We start from the raw sequence: 19,984 nt of genomic DNA on the forward strand, positions 1-19,984 counted from the left end.
CCGTAACGGTCGGCCATCGGGCGGTTAGCTCAGTTGGTAGAGCGTCTCCTTTACACGGAGAGGGTCGGGGGTTCGAGTCCCTCACCGCCCACCACGCCGTGACCCGGATCCTGTCTTGCAGCACCGGCTTGGCGAGCGGCGTCCGCTGATCCTGTCGGGGCAAGAATCTGCTGGGCGGAATTAGGTGTTGGAGCGGATCGTCCGCGGCTCAATGCGCTGAATACGCGCGAAAGCTTTGAACACAGGGCGACGATCCATCGGTCGCGACGGACAAAACGCCGCCCGCTCCCCGGGATTTCGCGTGCGTTCTGAACCCACCATCCGTTTTGGCAGCCCGCCTGACGATTGCCGGACCGGCAATCTCACCACGCGACCACTGGTATGGTTTGCGACAATCGGTGGACACACCTGTCTCCATTCGTGACACAGGAAGTGGTAAATGATTTGCTAAGACCTCGTACCGCGGCAAGCCTCGCGGTTAGGAGGGTGTCACCGTTGAACAAGGACAAACCGGACTCGAGTTTTGACCCAATCTGGTACGATCGGATCGAGCCCGACGTGCGGCCCGGTCCAGCGCTGAACGCAGCGGCTTACCTGCTGCTTCTGCTGATCGCCGGCTTCAGGATAGCTGTGTCCGTCTACGGGCTTCCGGACAGGCTCTGGTGCCGCACCTCCGCCGGCATCGCCCGTCATCGGGCTGCGAGAAACTAGGTAGGCGATCCCGGCCCGCGCCGAGCACTTCGACGCGTTGCGCCGGAAGGTCCAGTCCAGACTATCCTCAAGGCCTGGGTCATCGGCCAGACCGGTTCAGCATCGACCCGCACCGCCTCATCCCAGAGCCGTGCGCGGAGCGGCAAGTCCGATCGAGCCCCCATCCCGGTCCTCGGACCGACAGGCACTGTCGCGCCGAGATGGTCTCCCATTCGGCGGCGCGATTCTAGGCGGTCGGGTCGGCGCGCGCCTCCGGGGCCGTGATCGCCGACGGGGCCAGCGATCCGTCCGTCTGACCGCCAAGGGTGAACCCGGTAGCCTGCAGTTTGGCACCGCTGACGCGAAACCAACCGATCGGATGACGGGGTTGAAGGGTTCGGCCGATAACGACGCCTTTCAGGAGATCCAAGATCACCGGCAGGTAGAACCCCGTCGGTCTCCCCGCGGCGCGGTAATGGTCCGCATAGGTTGGGGAATTGACGTCGCTGACGTTGTACACCTCGACACCAACCCCGGCAGTAGTCAGTGCGCGCTCCGTGAGGTGGACGAGTGCCCGGGCGACATCCCGGGACGCGATGAAGTGGCTGTTCCGGTAGAGGGAAAACAACCGTCTGGCCCGTGGCCATTGGAATGACCGGTCCAGAAATCCGGGCGGTTGCGCAACCGCGATCCGGCACAGGTCGATGCGCATCACGTCCGCGAACGATCTCAGGAGAACCTCTCCCAGAACCTTCGTTCTCGCATAATGGCGCATGTAGTTCTCGGCGAAGTATTGCTTCTCGATCGGAGCGTTGACGTCGATGACCGGGCTGTTCTCGTCCACGAGCTTCGTGCGCGGCGACCCATAGACGACGATCGAGCTCGCTTGGCAGAAGTAGCGAATGCCCGCAGCCCGCGCCGCCTCAGCGAGGCGACTTAGCGTGGTGACATTCGCGACCTGCATCTCGCCAACATCCGAAAGGCTGGCGGCCAGGTTGATGATTCCATCGACCCCATCCACCAATGCGGACAGGCGCGCCTGTGGGAGATCCGGATCGGCGAAATCGACCTGTACCCAATCGACCCCTGCCGTCCCCGGCAGGCGGCGACGAAACGTGCTTCTGACCCGGTAGCCCTTCGCGAGTAGGCTTGCGACGACCTCGGTGCCGATATTGCCCGTGCCGCCCGTGACCAGGATGAGCGGCCTCTCCCCCGCGCCCGGGGCATCGCGGGTCAGCGCTTCAAGACGGGCGGCGGCGATGCGGGGCCGCAGATGGTCCGCCAGCCGGATCGCCAGGGCGAGAATCATCAGCGTCGGATTGGCATGCCCGCTCGTGGGGAAAACGGACGCGCCCGCAACGTACAACTCCGCCACGTCGTGAAGCTGGCAATCGACATCGACAACGCTGGTTTTCGGATCGCTCCCCATCCGGGTCGTCCCAGCGGTGTGCGCCATGTCGTGGATGAGGAGTCGGCCGGGATCTCCCGCTACCTCCGGGGCCAGCTCGAAGCCCTCCAGGCCGGCCGCGGCGAAATCCTCGGACAACAGGTGCGCGAACCGGACGATCGCCGCACGGAGTTCGCCATCGCTGCTCCAGCAAACGCGCGCCAGCGGAATCCCGTGGCGATCACAGCGCTCCGAGAGTTCGACGCGGTTGTTCGGCCGGGGCGGTTGTTCGCCGATGAGCCGTATGGTCAGCCCGTCGATCTTGCGGCCGCGTCCACGTGCTTGGTAATCGCGCGCGACGAAATTCGCGTCGATCTTTACCGCCGCGTCCGCAATGAGACGTCGGAGGCGTAGCGGTATCTTCCGGTAGTTGACCAGCTTTCGGCCGAGGGTCGTGACGACCAGATGCAGGTTGCCCAAAACGAGCCCGAGGTCTGCAATAACGTTCTTGCTTTTTCCGCGTCCGAGGCGCGCCAGCGCAACGAGCGGGTCCGCCTCGGAAATCTGCGTGACCGCGAAGACCGCCATGTTCGGCAGCCGCAGCTTGCGCTGGCGCTCAGGCCGCAGCGCCAGCCCATGCGAGTACATGTAGATCCTCAGGTTCCGCTGAAGCGGGTAGAAACCCAGGATCTTGGCGGCCGCGTCCCGATGTTCGGCCTTGAAGCTGCCGATCTCAACGCTCGGGTGGTCGGTCAGATATCGGCCGATCACGTCATGCGCGTCACCCAGCACGGATCCCAGTTGGCGCTTCGCCACGAGAAGGAGGCGCGCATTCTCGATCGCCCCTCCGGACAAGACCACGTGCGGGGCGCTCAGACCAAAAACCTTCCCGCCGGTGAGTGACGGCGTCACGGAGATTCCGGTCACGCGCTGGTCGGCGACCGAGATCGATGTGGCGGTCGCGTTGAGGAAGACCACGACATCCGAGTCGCGCAGGCTCCGGAAATCCGCCCCGAGCCGCATCACGTCGGTGAGGTGCGATCGGGACCGCGCGAATTGCCAGAAGAACGGATGGAAGGACTGCAGACGGCCGATCGGCCCCGGCTCCGGGATCTTGGCCGAGGCCCAGAAACCACGGTCGGCAATCAAAGGTCCAAGATCGAGATGCTCGGCCGCTCGATCGAGGTACGGCATCAGGTCCGCACGCGCGAGAGGCCAGCCCGAATCCGCGATCCACTCCCGGGTCTCGAAATCCACCTCGTCGAATGGCGCCACCTTCCCGGCCCATCCCTCCGTCGATCCTCCGAGCACGCGGCAACGGACGCCGAACCTTTGCGTGTCCTCGTTCCAGAACTTGAGCTGGGGTCCGTGGAAGGCCCGCCGGGCGTTCTGCAGCCTGGGATCGAGGAGATCGCCCGATACCTCAACGGCGTTCAGGTCTTCGTGCCGTTCCGTCTGCTCGAAGCCGCCGCTCTCGACCAGCGCGATCCTGAGACCCTGCCCCAACAACTCCCGGACGATCGTGAGACCCGCAGCACCGCCGCCAACGACGATGAGGTCAAAGGTGCCGCACTGCGCGATCTCGCCGTCCGGGCAATTCTCGAGGTCGAGAAATCTCATCGTCAGCGCCCTTCGCACATAGGTTTGCGACATACCACAAATTGAGAACCGCCGCCGCCAAGGAGAGCGGCTTTTCAATTGATCGACGGGCGATCGTCCCGGATACCCGCATGCCCAGCCCCGCGCCGGAGCGGCCTGTGGCTTCACCGGCAAACGCGCGCCGACACGGAATCGGCCGAACCGTGGGACGGCAAGTTGCAGCGTCCTTCACCGGAAGGGTCCGCAGCTCCGTGCACGAGCGCGCGGTCGAACAAGATCTCGGGGCCATGCCCGATTTGGCGGCGTCGGACAGGGCTCTAAGCCGATACTTTAGCCCGCCGCACCTCGGCCAGAACCGCGACGACGGATCCGACGGCACGTCCGATCGAGAAGCGCTCGCGGGCATCGCGATAGCCCTGCTCCGCCATGCGCGCGCGGGCCGCCGTGTCACCGACCAGCGTGGAGATCGCCCGCGCAAGCGCCGTGTCGTCGCCGGGCGGCACCAGAAGTCCGTTCACCCCGTTCTCGATGATCTCGGACACGCCGCCGCCCTCCGCCGCGATGACCGGCCGCTTGGCAAACATCGCCTCGACGATGACCCGCCCGAAGGGCTCCGGGCTCGTCGAGGCATGGACGACGATATCGACTCCGGCGAGAACAGCTTCCACGTCCTCACGGAATCCGACGAATCGCACCCTGTCTTCCACGCCGAGCTCGCGCGATAGATCGACCAGGGACTCCTCGTAGGTGTTGTCGCCGTGGATGGCACTGCCGACGAGCACGCCCTGAACATCCGGACAGTGGCTCAAAGCCTTGAGGAAGATGTGCTGGCCCTTCCACGGCACGAGGCGGCCGAAGATGCCGACGATCGGTCTGCCGTCGAGGTTGAAGCCATTCCGCAGAGCTTGGGTCGCCGCAGGCGGCGTGTCGGCGAAACTGCTCTCACTGAACCCGTTGTAGCAGATCCGGACCAAGTCCCTACGGCCGCCGCTTGCTATGAAGGCCTCAGCCGTGGCCGCCGAATTGGCCACGACGCGATCCGCAAAGCGATTCGCGAAGAAGACGGCGGCGCGGCGGATCATGGGCCGGAAGCTGGGGTCCGTGAGAATGTCGTGAAGGATCCACACCATCGGGCAGCCAGCGCGCCAGCTGGCTATCGAACACACGAACAGGGCCTTCTGCGAATTGGCGACGACCGCGTCGGCGCCCCTGATCATCTCCGACAGGGGCCTGACGATCTGCAGGATCCCGGTCAACGCTTTGACGATGCTTAGGAGAGACGCATTGCGCTTGACCTGGATCACGTGGCCCGACTTCGTGATGAGGCGCGCGTCCTTCCCCAGCTTCCTCAGGTCCGCCACGAGGGGGCCGTCCTTGAAGAAGAGGGCGCTCCATGGCTCGGTCGAATGTTTGAGCAGATCGAGGAGATAGAGCTCGGCGCCCCCCTTCTCAGCCGTCTGGCTGACGAAGAAAACGGTCATTTCAGAGCGCTCCGCGAAGATAGGTTTCGATGAGGCAAAACGGGCCGGCATCCATCGCGAGCCTTGGGACCGGGGAGATGCGGCGGTGCATCGACACGGACGCGTCCCGCGGACCTTCCGTCGTGCCGGCCGATCCCCGAATTGCCGACTGTCCGGGCATCATCGCGCCGAGCCGTCCATGCGGAATACGTCCTCGTACCGGGCCGCTGCCCGGTCCCAGGAATACTGCCGCGCATTCTCGTAGCCGGCCGCGACCAGACGAGCGCGCAGGTCGGGGTCGCCCGCAAGCCGGGCCAGCTTCCCCGACAAGTCTTCGACATCGTGGGGATCGAACAGGATCGCGGCGTTTCCGGCGATCTCTGGCATGGCAGAGACATCCGCGCAGAGAACCGGACAACCGCACAGCTGGGCTTCGAGGATCGGCAGGCAGAACCCCTCAGCCAGCGAGGGCACGCAGAGGCACAGGGCTTGACCGTAGACGGCGGACAGCTCGTCGTCTGTCAGCCCCTTTAGCCGCGTGAGGCTGAATCGCTGCTTCTCCTCGGGACTCAGCGCGGCGAGCAAGTCGCCGTCATCGTGGCCGACGTGGACCAAGGAAACATCCGCCAGGGCGGCCGGCTGCCTCGCCATGGCCTGCGGAACGACGGGGAAGTTCTTGTTGTAGGTCGCATTGCCCACGATAAGGACGTACCGAGCCGGGACCGCCACGGGCGCGCGCCCGGGCGCGCCACCGCCGTCCCGAAGGGTGGGAGCGGAGTGGATCACCTCGATCCTCGCTCGCGAGCGGGGAAACGCGCGTTGCAGCTCCAGCTTCGTCGCGTTGGAGACGCTCACGACACGTCTGTTCCCCCACAGCATCAACCTGAAGATCAGTTCCGATGTCAGCCTTCCGCGGAGCGGCGTCTGTCCGGCCAAGGTCCTGAAGTAGAGGTCGTGGACAATCACGGCGCGTGCTTTCGCGCCGAGAGGCGCGCCGTAAGGATCGGCATTCAGCAGGTAATCGATCTTATGCCGACGACAGAACAGCGGCATCGAAAACATTTCGAGCAAGACGGACAGGATCAGGATCTTGGGCCGGGCGATCGTGATGACTTCCAGCCGGGGCGACTGCAACGCGCGCGGCAGGTCTGATTTTCGCCACGACGACCGCAAGACATACGCGAAGTCGTCGTTCTGGATGAGCTGCTCCAGCAACGAGAAAATCATCTTCGAGACGCCGGAATACTTCTTGGCGTGCTGACTCGGCATATTGATCAGGACGCGTTTCATCGAGATTCCCAGCGCGATTATCAAGCAGTGGTCGCCGCGGGTTCAGCCTCGGCGCGGCGGATGTCGCGGCACCGCGGCGTCAGCGGATCGTGCGCTCGGCCTCGACAAAGGATTAGCCATGGTCTCGGACCATATTTCCGCTCATCGTCACACGCATATCAGTGCTTGTCGACGTAATGGGGGAATATAGCGCCTGTCCACAAGCTTATGCCGATTTCGCCCGACCCGTGCGGCGGCCGATGGCGCTGAAGATCAACGCCGTCAAACGCGCGTCCGGCGCCAACCATGGCCCTGCCGCTCCTGCCATGCGCGACGGCCGCGGGCGGATGCCGCAATGGACCGGCCGCGCTGTCCGGTCAGGTTCCCTCGGCGGCGACCGGCCGCCATCGGCGGAGACCGACACTGTCGATCAAGCCGAAATGCAGTCCGATGAGCACGGCCACAAACGGGCCGAGGTCTGGCGTCGTGCCGGATAGGGCCAAACCGGCAAGGATCGGGATCAGGGCCAGTTGCGGCCCGATCCCGCTCAGGGCCAGCCGCAGCCCGGCCTCGTCGAGGAAGATCTTCAGGAAGAACAGGATCAGGAACGCCGAGCCCGGAACGCCCGTACTGGCCAGGACATTGATCAACGAGTTGGACGAGCGGGCCGATCCGAGGCCGATACCGAGCCCTCCGGACGAGAAGAACGAATCGAGTGTCGTTTTGGACCATCTCGATCGTTCCTCATAGGAACTCGTAAGCGACTTCTCGAAGATGAGCTGATCCGCCAACTCGAACATCTTCTCCTTGAAGAACGGCTGCGTGTAGAGCACCAACAGGAGCACAATCGCGGCGCAGGACGACGCCAGGAAGAACTGGACTGCAAAGCGAGCGTCCCTCCGATTCCCGAACAGGACCGAGAAGGTCTGCTGAACCGCGCAGACGATGAACGCGGTGAAGATCATGCCGTAGGCGGTGGATGAAGCCGACAGACAGGAAAAGGCCAAGCAAAGCAGCAAGGAGACCAACCAGAGGGCGTCGATCCGGAAAACCCCGCGCAAGAGCAGCAGTATCGAGAAGCATCCGGCCGCCAGGAAGCCGAACGACGACGCCTCCGGGGTTGCCCCGACGATCCGTTTGATGCTGCCGATCTGCGTATCGGCCACCAGCGCGTAATTCGCGTTGCGGAAGAAAGCCAGCACCTCGTTCAAATTGAGGAGGTCCAGAGCGCCGGTGATGACGATGATGGCAACGAGCGGGTAGATCGACCCGCGGACGAGTTTCGCCACGTCCGTTTCAGTCGCCAGAAAACCGACCGAGATCGCCATCAGGAACGACAGCGTCATATACGACGCCTGCGTGATGTTGCTCGACGTTCTGGTGAGGGGCTGTAGGATCGAGATCCCATCCGTCGGGATCTGCATCGGATAGATAAAAATTTCACCTCCGAAGACGATCGGGAAGAGGTATGTCGCCACCACTCCGTAAAGGATGAACAATGTGTACAGCCCGAACAGGTTCAGGCTGAATGCAGCGGCGAAAAATCGCTTCGGACCTTCCCGCAGGAAGATCCGCACCGCGAACAACAGGAAGCAGAAGAAAGGCGCGGTGATCGAGACGCCCCCCGTCACCGCCGGTGGCGCCACCGCAAGCGCATTGAACGCGAGCAGGAAGACCGACATCTTGAACAACGCTTCGACGCCCCTGAGCGAGGCGCCCAAGATCAGGATCCAAGCAACGACAGTACCGCCATCCATGGCTGATTTCCCAGAACGCCCTCGGCCGAGGTAGAAACTGGTCCGACGCAGGCGAGCGCGTCAGACCAGGGGCTTGAACCATGGCCCGGCCGCGATGCGATCAGCCGCGGCCCCGGCCCTCGAAAGTTGCTACTCAGCAGCGGCCGCCGGGCACTTGACCGATTTCCCGAACTGGACTGCCATTGACGTTTCCCGTGGCTCCACATGCCCGATGACGCGGGCGCGCAATAGGGCCGACAATCGCACGCTGGGCGGCATGGATGTCCACGAGCCGGATTTCCGCGCAGCTCGGGGCGTCGCCGGCTTACGCATGACAGCGCTGCTCAAGGTCCGCCCACGTCGCATCGCCGTTTCATCGGAGCGGCCCAAGCAGTGGCCCGGTCGCGCCCGTGAATTCGCAGATGCCGCGCGTGCAGGCGCCGTTCTACTTCGACGGATACGCCGTTATCTCCTCGGAGATGACCGGGTGCTCTTTGGTTTTCCCCGGACGGCCTCGCCCGTAAACAGAGCGATGTTCCAGCGGTGCCTGGATGACACCGTCCCCGAAGGCGACTTCGAGGACGGTGCGATGATCGCCACGCCATCTTGTCGATCACTGTCGGCGGACGGATGTCTGCTCGGATCGTGCAGGGCCGCGGCACGTCGTATCGCGGAGCGTGATTGAACCTGTACGACCCGGCATCCACGAACTGGCTGAGCAAACTTAGTGTCCTGTCTTTACTGAGACATGGCAGTTTCGATAGTCGAAATCGACGGTTTGCACAAGCAGAACGCCATCATTGAACCCTAATCTGGCTCCAGGCGCTCCGTATTCAGAGGCATGGCTTACCAGGCCATCCGGATCCGCGCGCCCACTGCTGCGGGCCCGCGTCGCGCCACCCGGCCATCGAGCCGACCGGTCATCCGATCGGGACATTAGGTCGCGAACCCATAACGGTTGGCACGGTTGAGCCGCGCCGTCGTTAGCCCTCTGAGCAGGAGGGACCTGGATGGCGCGGTTTGACCTGACGGATGCGGAATGGGCGGTGATCGAGCCTCTGTTGCCGACAGACGTGCGCGGCAAGGAGCGGGTAGATGACCGGCGGGTGCTCAACGGGATCTTCTGGCGGCTGCGCACGGGGGCACCCTGGGCCGACATCCCGGCGCGCTACGGCCCGCATACGACCTGCGGCAACCGCTTCCGGCGCTGGCGCAAGCGTGGCATCTGGGATCGGCTTCTGGATGCGGTGTCAAAGGCTTACGAGGGCGACCTGCAGATGATCGACGCCACCAGCGTGCGGGTGCACCAGCATGCCGCCTGCGCCCAAAAAAAGACGGTCGATCCGGTGGCATGGGTCGCTCGCGTGGCGGCCTGACGAGCAAGATCCACGCGCTGGTGGATGCCGAGGGCCGTCCCGTGGCCCTCAAGATCACGGAAGGCCAAGCGCATGACGGACGCTCAGCGGCCGACATGCTGGGCGGGTTGGGTGCAGGTCAGATCCTGCTGGGTGACCGGGCCTACGACAGTGACGCGCTGCGAGCACAGATGGCCGAGCAGGGCGCGTGGGCGAACGTGAGGCCGATGCCCAACCGCAAGCAGGTGCTGGCCTTCAGCCCGTTCCTGTACAAGTACCGCAACTTGGTCGAGCGCTTCTTCAGCAAGATCAAGCACTTCCGAGCCGTCGCTACCCGCTACGACAAGGATCCCGACAACTTCCTGGCAAGCGTCAAGCTCGCAGCCCTGCGGGTCTGGCTGCGAGCTTTATGAGTCCGCGACCTAGCCCGCCGACGGGATGCAGCCGGTGCCGCGGGCCTTCGATGCGCGGAAGGAGCGGAGCCAATGTGATGTGTGCGGCGACCGCCCGCCGCGACGGTCTCGCATGGTGACCCCCGCCCGCAGTTAGCTCCTCCGATCATCGGGGCGCAGGGCGGGGCCGAGTTGCTCAGATACTCGAAAACCCATGCTCAAGACTTGACAGCCATTTTGATCAGCCGCATCAGTCGGTAATTATCGATTCGGGATAGGCCATACTTCAATTGCGGGGGCGCAATTTGCAACAGTATATCCAGCAACTCATCAAGCTCCCGACCTCACCTAAAGTTTTCTTCTCAACACTCAACCTAGCCGCATTCGGTTTCTGCCTGGGCTCACATTCGATCATAACACCGCAAACTTCGGGTTTGTCGCAATTATTTACTTCAGCCATCAAAATGCCTGTGCTCCTGATCACGAGCACGATCGTGTCTTTCATTCTCGTCGCACTGCTTAACCTGCTTTTGAGGACCGGCTTTCGCACCGTATCCATCGCGCAGGCCGCGGTCACATGCTTACTGTTCACCTCTATTATTCTGATCCCGTTCGGCTTGATTATCCTGCTCCTTACGACGTGGGAAAACTATTCTCTCATCATCCTGACCAGCTACGCCGGCCTGTCCATGGCTGGCCTCATCGGGGTTGGCGCCTTCGCGTATGTCCTGAACGCACGCCACAGATCGAGTTGGGATCGAAGGCCCTTAGCCATTGCCGCCGTTTGGTTGGTCTGCTTCGGCGTGACGAGTGCCGAACTCGGCTGGCGGTTCCGCCCCATCGTCGGGTGGAGTGGCCAGACCTTCGCCGTCTTCCGGCACGACGACACCGGAATGTTCCAGCAACTCCGGTGCGAGGTGCGGAATACCCTGAACCTGGGCGGCGTGAAGCTCCCGAAAGCCGGCGAGGAGTCGGATACGAAGGACTGGCCCTGCTGATGCGCGCCACCGGAGCCAGCCCGGCGCCGGAGCTGTGATATGCACGTCCGGCGACCCCGCGGGTGCCGGATGCGCTCCTCACCCGAGGCGCGCGCGTGCCTCGTCCAGGATCGCCGACAGGCTCTGCACGAGGGGAATGGTCGGTGTCCATCCCGTAGCCGTGACGAAGGCCGTCGGATCGCAGCCTTCTGCCCGAACACCCGCGGCCCGGACCCGCTCAGGGACGATCCGGACCGAGAAGGACGCATCCGTCAGGCCGCGCAGCGCGTCGAGGATCCCGGAGACAGGGGTCACGATGCCCGATCCGACGTTGTAGATGCCGCCGTCCGGCAATGCCGGGATGCGCTCCGTCACCCGCAGGCAGGCGGCGGTGAAATCAGCGACATCGAAGAAATCGCGTCCCGCCGAGAGGTCGCCGACCTCAAGGCAGGGCGGCGCGAGGCCGCGTTCGATGCGAGCGATCTGCCCAGCGAAGGAGGCGACCACGAAGGTCTCGGCCTGACCGGGTCCGATATAGTTCGATGGCCGGAGCACGAGGTGCTTCACCCCGGCATTCGCCAGGACATCGCGTAGGATATACTCGCAGGCGGTCTTGGTTCGCCCCGAGATGGTGTCGGGCCGCGGCGTCACCCCCTCGCCCGGGCGTGACAGATCCCGAAACGCCTCGCCGTAGACCACGGTTGCGCTCAGGAACACCAGGGTCGCGCGGGACGTCGCCAGCGCCTCCGCGAGGTTCAGGGTGCCGAGAAGATCCGCCCGCCAGGCATAGGATGGCGTCTCGCTCGACTGCGCCACCGAGGCCAGGGCCGCGAGGTGGAACACGATGGTCGGATCGAAGGCCGCGACCGCCTCGGCGAGCCGGCCCGCATCGAACGGATCGACAGCGAGAAACGCCACATTCTCCAGCGGCGGCTGGAGGGCCCGGTCGATGCCGAGAATGCGGCTGCCGGGCGGTAGATCCCGACGCAGCGCCTCGAGCAGGCGGCGGCCGAGATAATCTCCGGCTCCGGTAACCAGGACGCGCATGAAACCAGCCCCTGCCCGGCGCGATCGATGGCGGCCGAGATCGACCGACCGCATCTATACCGGCTCTGCCTGGGAGGCGAGCCACGTCCGCAACGGAGCGGCGATCAGGACCGCATGGGCCTGGGCGTCACACGCGATTGCGGCCGCCGTCCAGCGTCGAAAAAAGATGCGTGATCGGAGCCGTCACCGGAACCGCCCACGATGCATTGCGGTATGATCGCGGCGCCGACGGCCCTGCCCGACGTGCCCCCGATGACGCACACCCAGCGATGGGCCATGTGAAGATCACCCAGGACCCGGAACGCCCCGCGATCGACCTCACCCCGGCGCCGGCCGCCGGGCGCGCGGTCGCACCGCCTCCGGCAAAACCCCTCCGCGACGCACGGGTCGATGTGCTGCGCGGCCTCGCGCTGCTGACGATTTTCATCGATCACATTCCGCGCAACGCCCCGGCACTGGTCACGCTGCACAATTTCGGATTCTCGGACGCGGCCGAGATCTTCGTGCTGCTGGCCGGCTACTCCTCGATGATCGCCTATGGCGGTCTGTTCCGCCGAGCGGGGGCCCGGACGACGCTCGTGCGCATCGCCCGCCGCTGCCTGCGCATCTACCTGTTCCAGGCGGGGCTGCTGCTCGCGACGCTGATCATCGTCCGGATCTGGATGGATCTCACCGGCCTCGTGCCGCGCTTCGGGGTGGCGCCCCTGCTTCAGATGGGCCTCGTGCCGGGCCTGCTGCGCGGGCTCGCGCTGAACGCGTTGCCGAATTACCTCGATATCCTGCCGCTCTACATCCTGCTCCTCCTCCTGTTCCCGCTCGTCTATGTCGGGATGCGGCGCGGCATCTGGGGGGTGCTGGCGCTCTCCGGCACCGTTTGGTTCGCCGCCAACATCGATCACCAACTCAACCTGCCGAACGCCGTTGCGGTCGATGACGGGTGGTACTTCAACCCCTTCGCGTGGCAGTTCCTGTTCGTGATCGGTGCCGCCCTGGCGCTTGCGGTCCGGGCCGGAGACGGGCTGCTGCCCTTGCGCAACTGGGCCGCCGCGGCGGCCGGTGCCTATCTCGTCTTCGCGTTGCTCCAGGGCGGGTCCTGGGCCGCCTGGGGCCTGCCGGATCTCAGGCCGCTCGCGATCGAGGCGCCGGACAAGAGCCATGTCGGCCCCCTGCGCCTGCTCGACATCCTGTCTCTGATGTACCTGTTCTTCAGCGCTCCGGCGGTGGCGCGCCTCTGCCGATGGCGCGGGCTCCGACTGATCGACGCCTGCGGCCGGCATTCGCTGGAGATTTTCGCGGCCGGCTGCATGGCGGCGCTTATCGGCCGCATCCTCTACCGGACCTTCGACGCCACATGGCCGCTTCAAGTCGTGGTCAATGTCGGTGGCTTGGCGGCGATGCTGGGCCTCGCGCACATCCTGGATGCGCGCGCAAGGCGCAGAGACGACCGGCAATAGACAGCCGCGGGCCGGTGCGGGATGAGGACAGACGATGCCGCCGATGAGCCGGAAGGGCGACCTGCCGCAGAAGGTCTGCGAACAATGCGGAAAGCCTTTCGCATGGCGCAAGAAATGGGCGCGTGTCTGGGACGAGGTACGCTATTGCTCCGACCGCTGCCGGGCCGAGGCCCGCACGGCGCGCAGGCAGGCCGGGGCGGAGACCTGACCGTTCAGGTCAGAGCGGCGAGCGCGGCCGGCGTGTCGATGTCGAGGCCCGTGGCCGCATCGCCAGGGATTTCCAGCACATCCGTCCGCCCGCGGAGGAGCGGCCCGGCGCCGTGATCGCCGCGCAGGTTTGCGATCTCCGCACCGAGGCGGCGCAGGTTGAGGAGCACCGGGTTGCCGGAACGCCCGTCCTGCACGGGGACCACGGCAGCTGGCTCCCCATCCGCGAAGGCCGCCACGAGGCGGTCGATATGGGCGGCCGTCACCCGGGGCATGTCGCCCAGCACCACCACGGCAGCCGCGCAGGATGCCGGCAGCGCCCGGATCCCGGCCCGCAGCGAGGTCGCGAGACCGGCAGCGTAATCGGGATTCGCCACGCGAATTAATTCGAGACCGTCGAGCGCTGCCCGGACCGCATCCGCGTGCGCGCCCAGCACGACGACCACCGGGCGCGGCCCCGCACCCAGGGCGGCCTCCGCGGCGTGGCGGACCAGGGGCTTCCCGTCGAGGGGCACGAGCAGCTTCGGCTCCGGACCGAACCGGGTGCCGCGGCCCGCAGCGAGCAGGATCGTCCCGATCTCAGGCATCGGCCTCGCCGACGGTCTCGCCTCCGGCACGGGGTTGGGGCCGGGAGACGATCTCCATGAGCAGGCCGCCGACCCCCAGGGCCACGATGTCGGCCCGGGTGACGGGCAGATCGGCCAGCAGGCGATGCAGGATCCAGTCGAAGCCGTTCTCCTTGGGCGAGCGCGCACAGCCCGGGGCGCCGATCACCGGGATATCGCCGCGGCTTCCCACGAGCAGCAGGTTGCCCGGATCGACCGGCATTCCGAGATGGGCGACCCGCCCCCCGGAGGATTCGATCCCCGCCGGGATGACGTCGCGCCGGTCGGCGATAGCCGAGGCGCCGAACACCACCACCAGGTCGGCCCTGGCCCCATCGATCATCCCCGCGAGGGCGTCCGCGACGGCCTCAGACGCGTGCGGAACCCGGGTCTCGGCCACGAGGGTGGCGCCGGTGGGGGCGAGGCGCTCGGCCAGCACCCGGAGGGTCTTGTCGATCGTCATCTCCTTAAGGCTCGGCAGCCGGGTCGAGACCACACCCACCCGGCGGCGGCGATAGGGCGCCACCGCGAGGGCCCCGCCCCCGGCCGTCACGCAGGCGCGGTCCAGCAAAGCGCCCGGCACCGCGTAGGGGATGATCTTGACGGTCGCCACCATCTCGCCCGCCACCACCGGCTTGAACCGGGGGAGCGTCGCCACCGTGACGGCCTCGTCGACCGCGTTCGCGGCGTCGATCCGGGCCGGATCCAGGGTCAGCACCCCGGCGGTCTCGGCGAAGAGGTTGCAGCGGCCGGTGAAGGGGGGCTCCACCCGCAGATTCTCGCCGGCCAAGTGGGTTGCGAGGCGCGCGGCGGCGGCGTCCTCGCCGACATCGCCCGATTCGAGGGCGGCCGTCACGATCTCCGACAGGCCGGACCGGGCCAGATCCGCCGCCAGATCCTGTGGGATCACCGCGCCCTTGCGCAGAGTCAGCCCCTCACGCCGCACCGTATGGGCGCTGATCAGCCCGGCCGCCTCCGCGACCGGGACGGGCCCGAACCTCACGCGGCCTCCGGACGGGGCACGCGGCGCAGGGCGGCCACGACCTCGCCGAGCACGGCGAGCGCGATCTCGGCGGGGCTCACGGCCCCGATGGGCAGCCCGATCGGGGCGCGGATCCGGCCGATCTGCTCAGGCGAGAACCCGGCCTCGGTGAGCCGGGCGACGCGGGCCGCATGCGTCTTCCGGGAGCCGAGGGCGCCCACGTAGAAGCATCCCGCGGCGAGCGCCGCCTTCAGCGCCGGATCGTCGATCTTGGGATCGTGCGTCAGGGCGGCGAGCGCGCAGTAGCGATCGAGGGCCGGCACGCGAGAGCCCAGGACGGCATCCGGCCATTCCGCCACGAGCTCGACGCCCGGGAAGCGCTCCGGCGTGGCGAAGGCGGTGCGCGGGTCGATCACCGACAGCGCGAGGTCGAGCCCCGCCGCCATCGGCGCCATGGCTTGCGAGATGTGGACGGCGCCGATCACCACGAGCCGCACCGGAGGCACGTGGACGGTGAGGAAGAGCGTGCGCCCGTCCACCTCCACGAGGCCGCTCTTGGCCGAGGCGAGATGCTTGCCGAGCACCGGACCGAGCGGGTCAACGGCGATTTCCGCTTCCTTGACGAGGCGTTGCGCGCCATCGGCAATGTCGGTGACCAGGATGGCGGCCCGGCGGGCGGCCCGCTCGGCGTTGAGTTCGGTCAGGAGATCGGCGCGCATCAGTCGACCCGCTCGACGAAAACCCGGATCCGCCCGCCGCAGGACAGGCCGGCCCGCCACGCGGTCTCGTCGGCGACGCCGAATTCAAGGACGCGCGGTGCGCCGGCCTCGATGACCTCGATCGCCTCGGTGATCACCGCGCCCTCGACACATCCGCCCGAGACGGAGCCCAGAAAATTGCCCGCGTCATCGACGATGAGATGGCTGCCCACCGGACGCGGCGCGGAGCCCCAGGTCTCGATCACGGTGGCGAGCGCCACGGCGCGGCCATCGCGCCGCCAGGATTCGGCGGCGGAGAGGATGTCGGTATCGGTGCTGAGCATAGCGCGCGGAAGCCTTCGGCGGGCGCCCCCCCGCGGGCTTACAGGTATGGCCCCGGCGGCGGCGCGCAAGGCGGTCCGGGGCCCGCCCGTTGGGTCGCGCCTCAAGATACCATGGCGGAGAACGGCGAACGCCAATACTCTACGGGTCCTTTTGTGTGCGGAGTCGGTGTCCCAAGACGTGTCCCGCCTGTCCAATCCAACCCCTCATCCTGAGGTGCCGGAGCGAAGCGGAGGCCTCGAAGGAGACCTTCAGGCCGCGCCGCGACCTCCGAGGACCGCCTTCGAGGCGGCTGCGCCGCACCTCAGGATGAGGGCGTGGATTGGAGAGGGTAGGCAGATCGAATCCGGTGCCCCCCGATGGGCCCGGCCCAGGCGCCCGCCCCCATGAACGCCCCCGATCCCGCCCTCGCGCGTGCCCTGCGCCAGAATCCCCCGCGCTCGGGCCTGCACCGGCTGTGGAAGCGCGTCAGCCGGGCGATCGGCGACAGGCTGCCGAAGGGGCTTTATGCCCGCTCCCTGATCATCATCATCGCGCCCGTGGTCCTGCTCCAGTCGGTGATCGCCTACACCTTCATGGAGCGGCACTGGCAGCTCGTGACCAAGCGCCTCTCGGCCGCGGTCACCGCCGATGTCGCCGCTCTGATCGACATCTACGAGAGCTATCCGCAGGATAAGGATGCCGACACCCTCTCGCGCATCGCGGGCGAGCGCCTGAACCTCGACCTGGACATCCTCAAGGGCGCCAAGCTGCCGCCGCCGGGGCCGCGGCCGTTCTTCTCGATCCTCGACGAGGCCCTCTCGGACGAGATCCAGCGCCAGATCCGCCGGCCGTTCTGGATCGACACGGTCGGCCGCTCGAACCTGATCGAGATCCGGGTGGCGATCCCCGACGGGGTGATGCGCATCACCGCCCGGCGCAGCCAGGCCTACGCGTCGAACTCGCACATCTTCCTGGTCTGGATGATCGGCTCGTCGCTGGTGCTGCTCGGCGTCGCGATCCTGTTCCTGCGCAACCAGATCAAGCCGATCCTGCGGCTCGCCGCCGTGGCGGAGGGGTTCGGCAAGGGCCGGGAGATCGAGTTCCGCCCGCGCGGTGCCCGCGAGGTGCGGCAGGCCGGCCACGCCTTCATCGAGATGAAGCGGCGCATCGAGCGGGCCATGGAGCAGCGCACCACGATGCTGAACGGCGTCAGCCACGACCTGCGCACCATCCTGACCCGCTTTCGCCTGTCCCTGGCGCTGATCGAGCAGACCGACGAGATCGAGGATCTGACCCGCGATGTCGATGAGATGAGCCGGATGCTCGAAGGCTACCTCGCCTTCGCGCGTGGCGATTCGGCCGAGCCCGCTACGCCCACCGACATGCGGTCCCTGCTGCAGGACCTGCGCACCGACGTGGAGCGTCTGGGCGCCCACGTCTCGGCGGTGGACCTTGCCGGCGCACCGGAGGTGACCGTGCGCCCGGGGGCCTTCCGACGTTGCCTGTTCAACCTCGCCTCCAACGCCGCCCGCTACGGCGAGACGGTGGCGATCTCCGGCCGGCTCGAAGCCCGCGCCTTCCTGGTCTCGATCGACGACGACGGGCCCGGCATCCCCCCGGAGAGCCGCGAGGCGGTGTTCAAGCCGTTCGTGCGGCTCGACGACGCCCGCCAGGATGCCGGCGGTTCCGGCCTAGGCTTGGCCATCGCCCGGGACATCGCCCGCGCCCATGGAGGCGACATCACGCTGCAGGACAGCCCGCTCGGCGGCCTGCGGGCTACGGTCCGGGTCCCGGCCTGAGCCGGGCTCAGGCGTCGGCGGGCCGACGAAGGCGCAGGAATTCGTCCTGGGCGTTCCGCACTAGGTGGTCCAGCTTGGCCGCGTCGAGACCGGCCGCGGTCAGGCGTGCGCGCAGGGCGGCTTCACCGTTCCAAGCATAGCCGGCATCGGCCGGCAGATAGCGCAGCAGCAGGGGGCTGACGATCGCGCCGCGCCGATAGGCCGGGTGGCGCAGGAGCCTGCCGATCTGGGCCGTCAGCATCTCGATGGGGGACGCGCCGACGCCGGATGCGCCCGCACCGTTGCCCGTCCATTTGACTGCGGATCGGCTCATGCGAATTCGATCTCCCGAGATCAATATCGGGCCGAAAGATTGAGCAAGCGTGAGCGGATCGGGGGTTCGGCGAAAAACTGCAACCTTCGGGGTCCCAACCGTTGCGGCAGGGTGCTATGCAGGGGCGCGTCCCACGGGCGCGCACGCCGTTGCGCGCCGGATCCGAGTGCCGAACATGAACCCGCTCGTTCCCCTCTTCATCCTGCTCCTGCTGCCGCTCTCGGCGATCGGCCTCGTGCTCTACACCGACACGGGCATCGAGCCGGCCCTGTTCTACGCGTCGGTGAAGACCTTCGTGATCCTGGGCGTGATCGCGGTGGGCATGTCGTTCGCCGCCATGAAGCTCGGCGAGCGCACCAAGCACTGACGGTTCAATCCACGGAGGGCGCGATGCTGCACGTGGTCCCGGCCTTCTCCCGCATCGGCGAGGAGAACGCCTTCGCGGTGCTGGCCCGCGCCCAGGCCCTGGCGGCCCAGGGCCGCGACGTGATCAATCTCGGCATCGGCCAGCCTGACATGCCGACCCCGGCCCACGTGGTCGAGGCCGGCATCAAGGCCCTGCGCGACGGCCACCATGGCTACACGCCGGCGGTGGGCATCCTGCCGCTCCGCGAAGCGGTGGCGCGCGACATCCACCGGCGCCACGGCGTCGAGGTCTCACCGGATTCGGTGATGATCGTGCCGGGCGGCAAGGTCACCATGTTCATGGCGATCCTGATGTTCGGCGCGCCCGGCGTGGAGATCCTGTATCCAGATCCCGGCTTCCCGATCTATCGCTCGATGATCGAGTTCACGGGCGCGACGCCGGTGCCGGTGCCGATCCGCGAGGAGAACGGTTTCGCCTTCTCGGCGGCCGAGACCCTGGCGCTGATCACCCCGAAGACGCGGCTTCTGATCGTCAATTCGCCCGCCAACCCCACCGGCGGCGTGACCCCGAAGGCCGAGATCGACGCCCTGGTGAAGGGGCTGGCCGACCATCCCGACGTCGCGGTGCTGTCGGACGAGATCTACGGCACGATGACGTATGACGGCGAGCACCATCACTCGCTGCTGAACTACGAGGAGATCCGCGACCGTCTGGTCTACCTCGACGGCGCATCGAAGACCTACGCGATGACCGGCTGGCGGCTGGGCTGGTCGGTCTGGCCGAAGCCCCTTTATGAGGCGGCGCGCAAGCTCGCGGTGAATGCGCATTCCTGCGTCAACGCATCGACCCAATGGGCCGGCATCGCGGCCCTCGACGGCCCACAGGATTGCGTGACCGAGATGGTCGCCGCGTTCGACCGGCGCCGCGCGATCGTGGTCGATGGGCTGAACGCCTTGCCGAACGTCTCGTGCATCGCGCCTAAGGGCGCGTTCTACGCCTTCCCCAACATTTCCCGGACGGGCTGGAAGGCGAAGGCGCTGGCCGCGACGCTGCTCGAAGAGGCGGGTGTGGCGGTGATCGGCGGCCCGGATTTCGGCGTCCACGGCGAGGGCTATATCCGCCTGTCCTACGCCAACTCGGCGGAGAACATCCGCCGGGCGCTGGAGCGGATGGGGACGTTTCTCAGCGCGCGCAAGCCAGGCTGAGGCGGCCAGATCTTGAGGAACACGAGGCCGTCCCGCGAGCGGGGCAGCCCGGCGACTGTTGCCTCAGGTCCGACCTATCCGCGGCGTGACCGGTCGTCCGCCGGATTCCTTCAGTCGG

Annotated in this window: 17 protein-coding genes, 1 tRNA gene and 1 pseudogene; 9 read left to right on the plus strand and 10 right to left on the minus strand. The window is 66.6% G+C overall.

The genetic code is table 11. The annotated features are described in order from the left end of the window. Positions 1 to 18 precede the first annotated feature (18 nt). Positions 19 to 94: transfer RNA gene (locus BLQ49_RS24085), tRNA-Val, on the plus strand. A gap of 843 nt (positions 95 to 937) precedes the next feature. On the opposite strand, the gene BLQ49_RS24095 is transcribed toward BLQ49_RS24085, so the two are convergent. The 4 genes from BLQ49_RS24095 to BLQ49_RS24110 form a co-directional block, all read right to left on the minus strand. Beyond that, positions 938 to 3,697 carry a GMC oxidoreductase gene (locus BLQ49_RS24095; RefSeq protein ID WP_091720801.1) on the minus strand — a complete coding sequence of 920 codons (2,760 nt, stop codon included), beginning with the start codon at positions 3,695 to 3,697 and terminating at the stop codon, positions 938 to 940. A gap of 296 nt (positions 3,698 to 3,993) precedes the next feature. After that, complete coding sequence (locus tag BLQ49_RS24100; protein ID WP_208859113.1) at positions 3,994 to 5,157, minus strand: glycosyltransferase family 4 protein; 1,164 nt, start codon at positions 5,155 to 5,157, stop codon at positions 3,994 to 3,996. Positions 5,158 to 5,316: 159 nt separating this feature from the next. After that, positions 5,317 to 6,426, minus strand: a complete 1,110-nt coding sequence (locus tag BLQ49_RS24105) for a glycosyltransferase family 4 protein (RefSeq protein WP_091720806.1) — start codon at positions 6,424 to 6,426, stop codon at positions 5,317 to 5,319. Between the two features lie 356 nt (positions 6,427 to 6,782). Further along, positions 6,783 to 8,162, minus strand: a complete 1,380-nt coding sequence (locus BLQ49_RS24110; protein WP_091720809.1) for a hypothetical protein — start codon at positions 8,160 to 8,162, stop codon at positions 6,783 to 6,785. A 154-nt stretch (positions 8,163 to 8,316) separates the two neighbouring features. Here BLQ49_RS24110 and BLQ49_RS29200 point away from each other — a divergent pair, with 154 nt between their 5' ends. From BLQ49_RS29200 to BLQ49_RS24120, 3 genes and pseudogenes are all read left to right on the plus strand, one after another. Then, complete coding sequence (locus BLQ49_RS29200; protein WP_143012310.1) at positions 8,317 to 8,826, plus strand: hypothetical protein; 510 nt, start codon at positions 8,317 to 8,319, stop codon at positions 8,824 to 8,826. A gap of 325 nt (positions 8,827 to 9,151) precedes the next feature. Next, a pseudogene (locus BLQ49_RS24115) lies at positions 9,152 to 9,909 on the plus strand (IS5 family transposase). 284 nt (positions 9,910 to 10,193) lie between these two features. Further along, positions 10,194 to 10,886: a hypothetical protein gene (locus tag BLQ49_RS24120; RefSeq protein WP_143012311.1), complete on the plus strand. Its 693-nt coding sequence runs from the start codon at positions 10,194 to 10,196 to the stop codon at positions 10,884 to 10,886. Between the two features lie 78 nt (positions 10,887 to 10,964). On the opposite strand, the gene BLQ49_RS24125 is transcribed toward BLQ49_RS24120, so the two are convergent. After that, positions 10,965 to 11,912 (minus strand): NAD-dependent epimerase/dehydratase family protein, encoded by a 948-nt coding sequence (locus BLQ49_RS24125; RefSeq protein WP_091720818.1) that lies wholly within the window; start codon positions 11,910 to 11,912, stop codon positions 10,965 to 10,967. 278 nt (positions 11,913 to 12,190) lie between these two features. Here BLQ49_RS24125 and BLQ49_RS24130 point away from each other — a divergent pair, with 278 nt between their 5' ends. Then, positions 12,191 to 13,366 (plus strand): OpgC family protein, encoded by a 1,176-nt coding sequence (locus BLQ49_RS24130; RefSeq protein WP_244507744.1) that lies wholly within the window; start codon positions 12,191 to 12,193, stop codon positions 13,364 to 13,366. 34 nt (positions 13,367 to 13,400) lie between these two features. Next, on the plus strand, positions 13,401 to 13,574 hold the full coding sequence (locus BLQ49_RS24135) for a DUF2256 domain-containing protein (protein WP_208859114.1): 174 nt from the start codon (positions 13,401 to 13,403) through the stop codon (positions 13,572 to 13,574). A gap of 4 nt (positions 13,575 to 13,578) precedes the next feature. Here the strand turns inward: BLQ49_RS24135 and BLQ49_RS24140 are convergent, their stop codons facing one another. Genes BLQ49_RS24140 through BLQ49_RS24155 form a run of 4 tightly spaced genes read right to left on the minus strand, consistent with a single transcriptional unit; the run spans position 13,579 to position 16,202 of the window. Then, the gene (locus BLQ49_RS24140) at positions 13,579 to 14,160 is read right to left on the minus strand and encodes a nucleotidyltransferase family protein (RefSeq protein WP_091720827.1); all 582 of its coding nucleotides are present in this window, start codon (positions 14,158 to 14,160) and stop codon (positions 13,579 to 13,581) included. Then, the gene (locus tag BLQ49_RS24145; RefSeq protein WP_091720831.1) at positions 14,153 to 15,181 is read right to left on the minus strand and encodes a molybdopterin-binding protein; all 1,029 of its coding nucleotides are present in this window, start codon (positions 15,179 to 15,181) and stop codon (positions 14,153 to 14,155) included. The genes BLQ49_RS24140 and BLQ49_RS24145 overlap by 8 nt, the downstream gene beginning before the upstream one ends. After that, on the minus strand, positions 15,178 to 15,879 hold the full coding sequence (locus tag BLQ49_RS24150; RefSeq protein WP_091720833.1) for an XdhC family protein: 702 nt from the start codon (positions 15,877 to 15,879) through the stop codon (positions 15,178 to 15,180). Before BLQ49_RS24150 ends, BLQ49_RS24145 begins: the two co-directional genes overlap by 4 nt. Beyond that, positions 15,879 to 16,202: an XdhC family protein gene (locus BLQ49_RS24155; RefSeq protein WP_091720836.1), complete on the minus strand. Its 324-nt coding sequence runs from the start codon at positions 16,200 to 16,202 to the stop codon at positions 15,879 to 15,881. The genes BLQ49_RS24150 and BLQ49_RS24155 overlap by 1 nt, the downstream gene beginning before the upstream one ends. 384 nt (positions 16,203 to 16,586) lie before the next feature. On the opposite strand from BLQ49_RS24155, the gene BLQ49_RS24160 reads away from it, so the two are divergent. After that, positions 16,587 to 17,981, plus strand: a complete 1,395-nt coding sequence (locus BLQ49_RS24160; RefSeq protein WP_091721001.1) for an ATP-binding protein — start codon at positions 16,587 to 16,589, stop codon at positions 17,979 to 17,981. Positions 17,982 to 17,988: 7 nt separating this feature from the next. Here BLQ49_RS24160 and BLQ49_RS24165 read toward each other — a convergent pair whose 3' ends face one another. Then, the gene (locus BLQ49_RS24165) at positions 17,989 to 18,294 is read right to left on the minus strand and encodes a hypothetical protein (RefSeq protein WP_091720839.1); all 306 of its coding nucleotides are present in this window, start codon (positions 18,292 to 18,294) and stop codon (positions 17,989 to 17,991) included. A gap of 175 nt (positions 18,295 to 18,469) precedes the next feature. Between BLQ49_RS24165 and BLQ49_RS24170 the strand changes: the two genes are divergently transcribed. Continuing rightward, a complete protein-coding gene (locus tag BLQ49_RS24170) occupies positions 18,470 to 18,661 on the plus strand; it encodes a hypothetical protein (protein ID WP_091720841.1) in 192 nt (63 codons plus the stop codon). Between the two features lie 23 nt (positions 18,662 to 18,684). After that, positions 18,685 to 19,866 (plus strand): pyridoxal phosphate-dependent aminotransferase, encoded by a 1,182-nt coding sequence (locus BLQ49_RS24175; protein ID WP_091720844.1) that lies wholly within the window; start codon positions 18,685 to 18,687, stop codon positions 19,864 to 19,866. Positions 19,867 to 19,984: the final 118 nt, after the last annotated feature.

The sequence above is a fragment of the Methylobacterium phyllostachyos genome, from assembly GCF_900103445.1.
Taxonomy (GTDB): domain Bacteria; phylum Pseudomonadota; class Alphaproteobacteria; order Rhizobiales; family Beijerinckiaceae; genus Methylobacterium; species Methylobacterium phyllostachyos.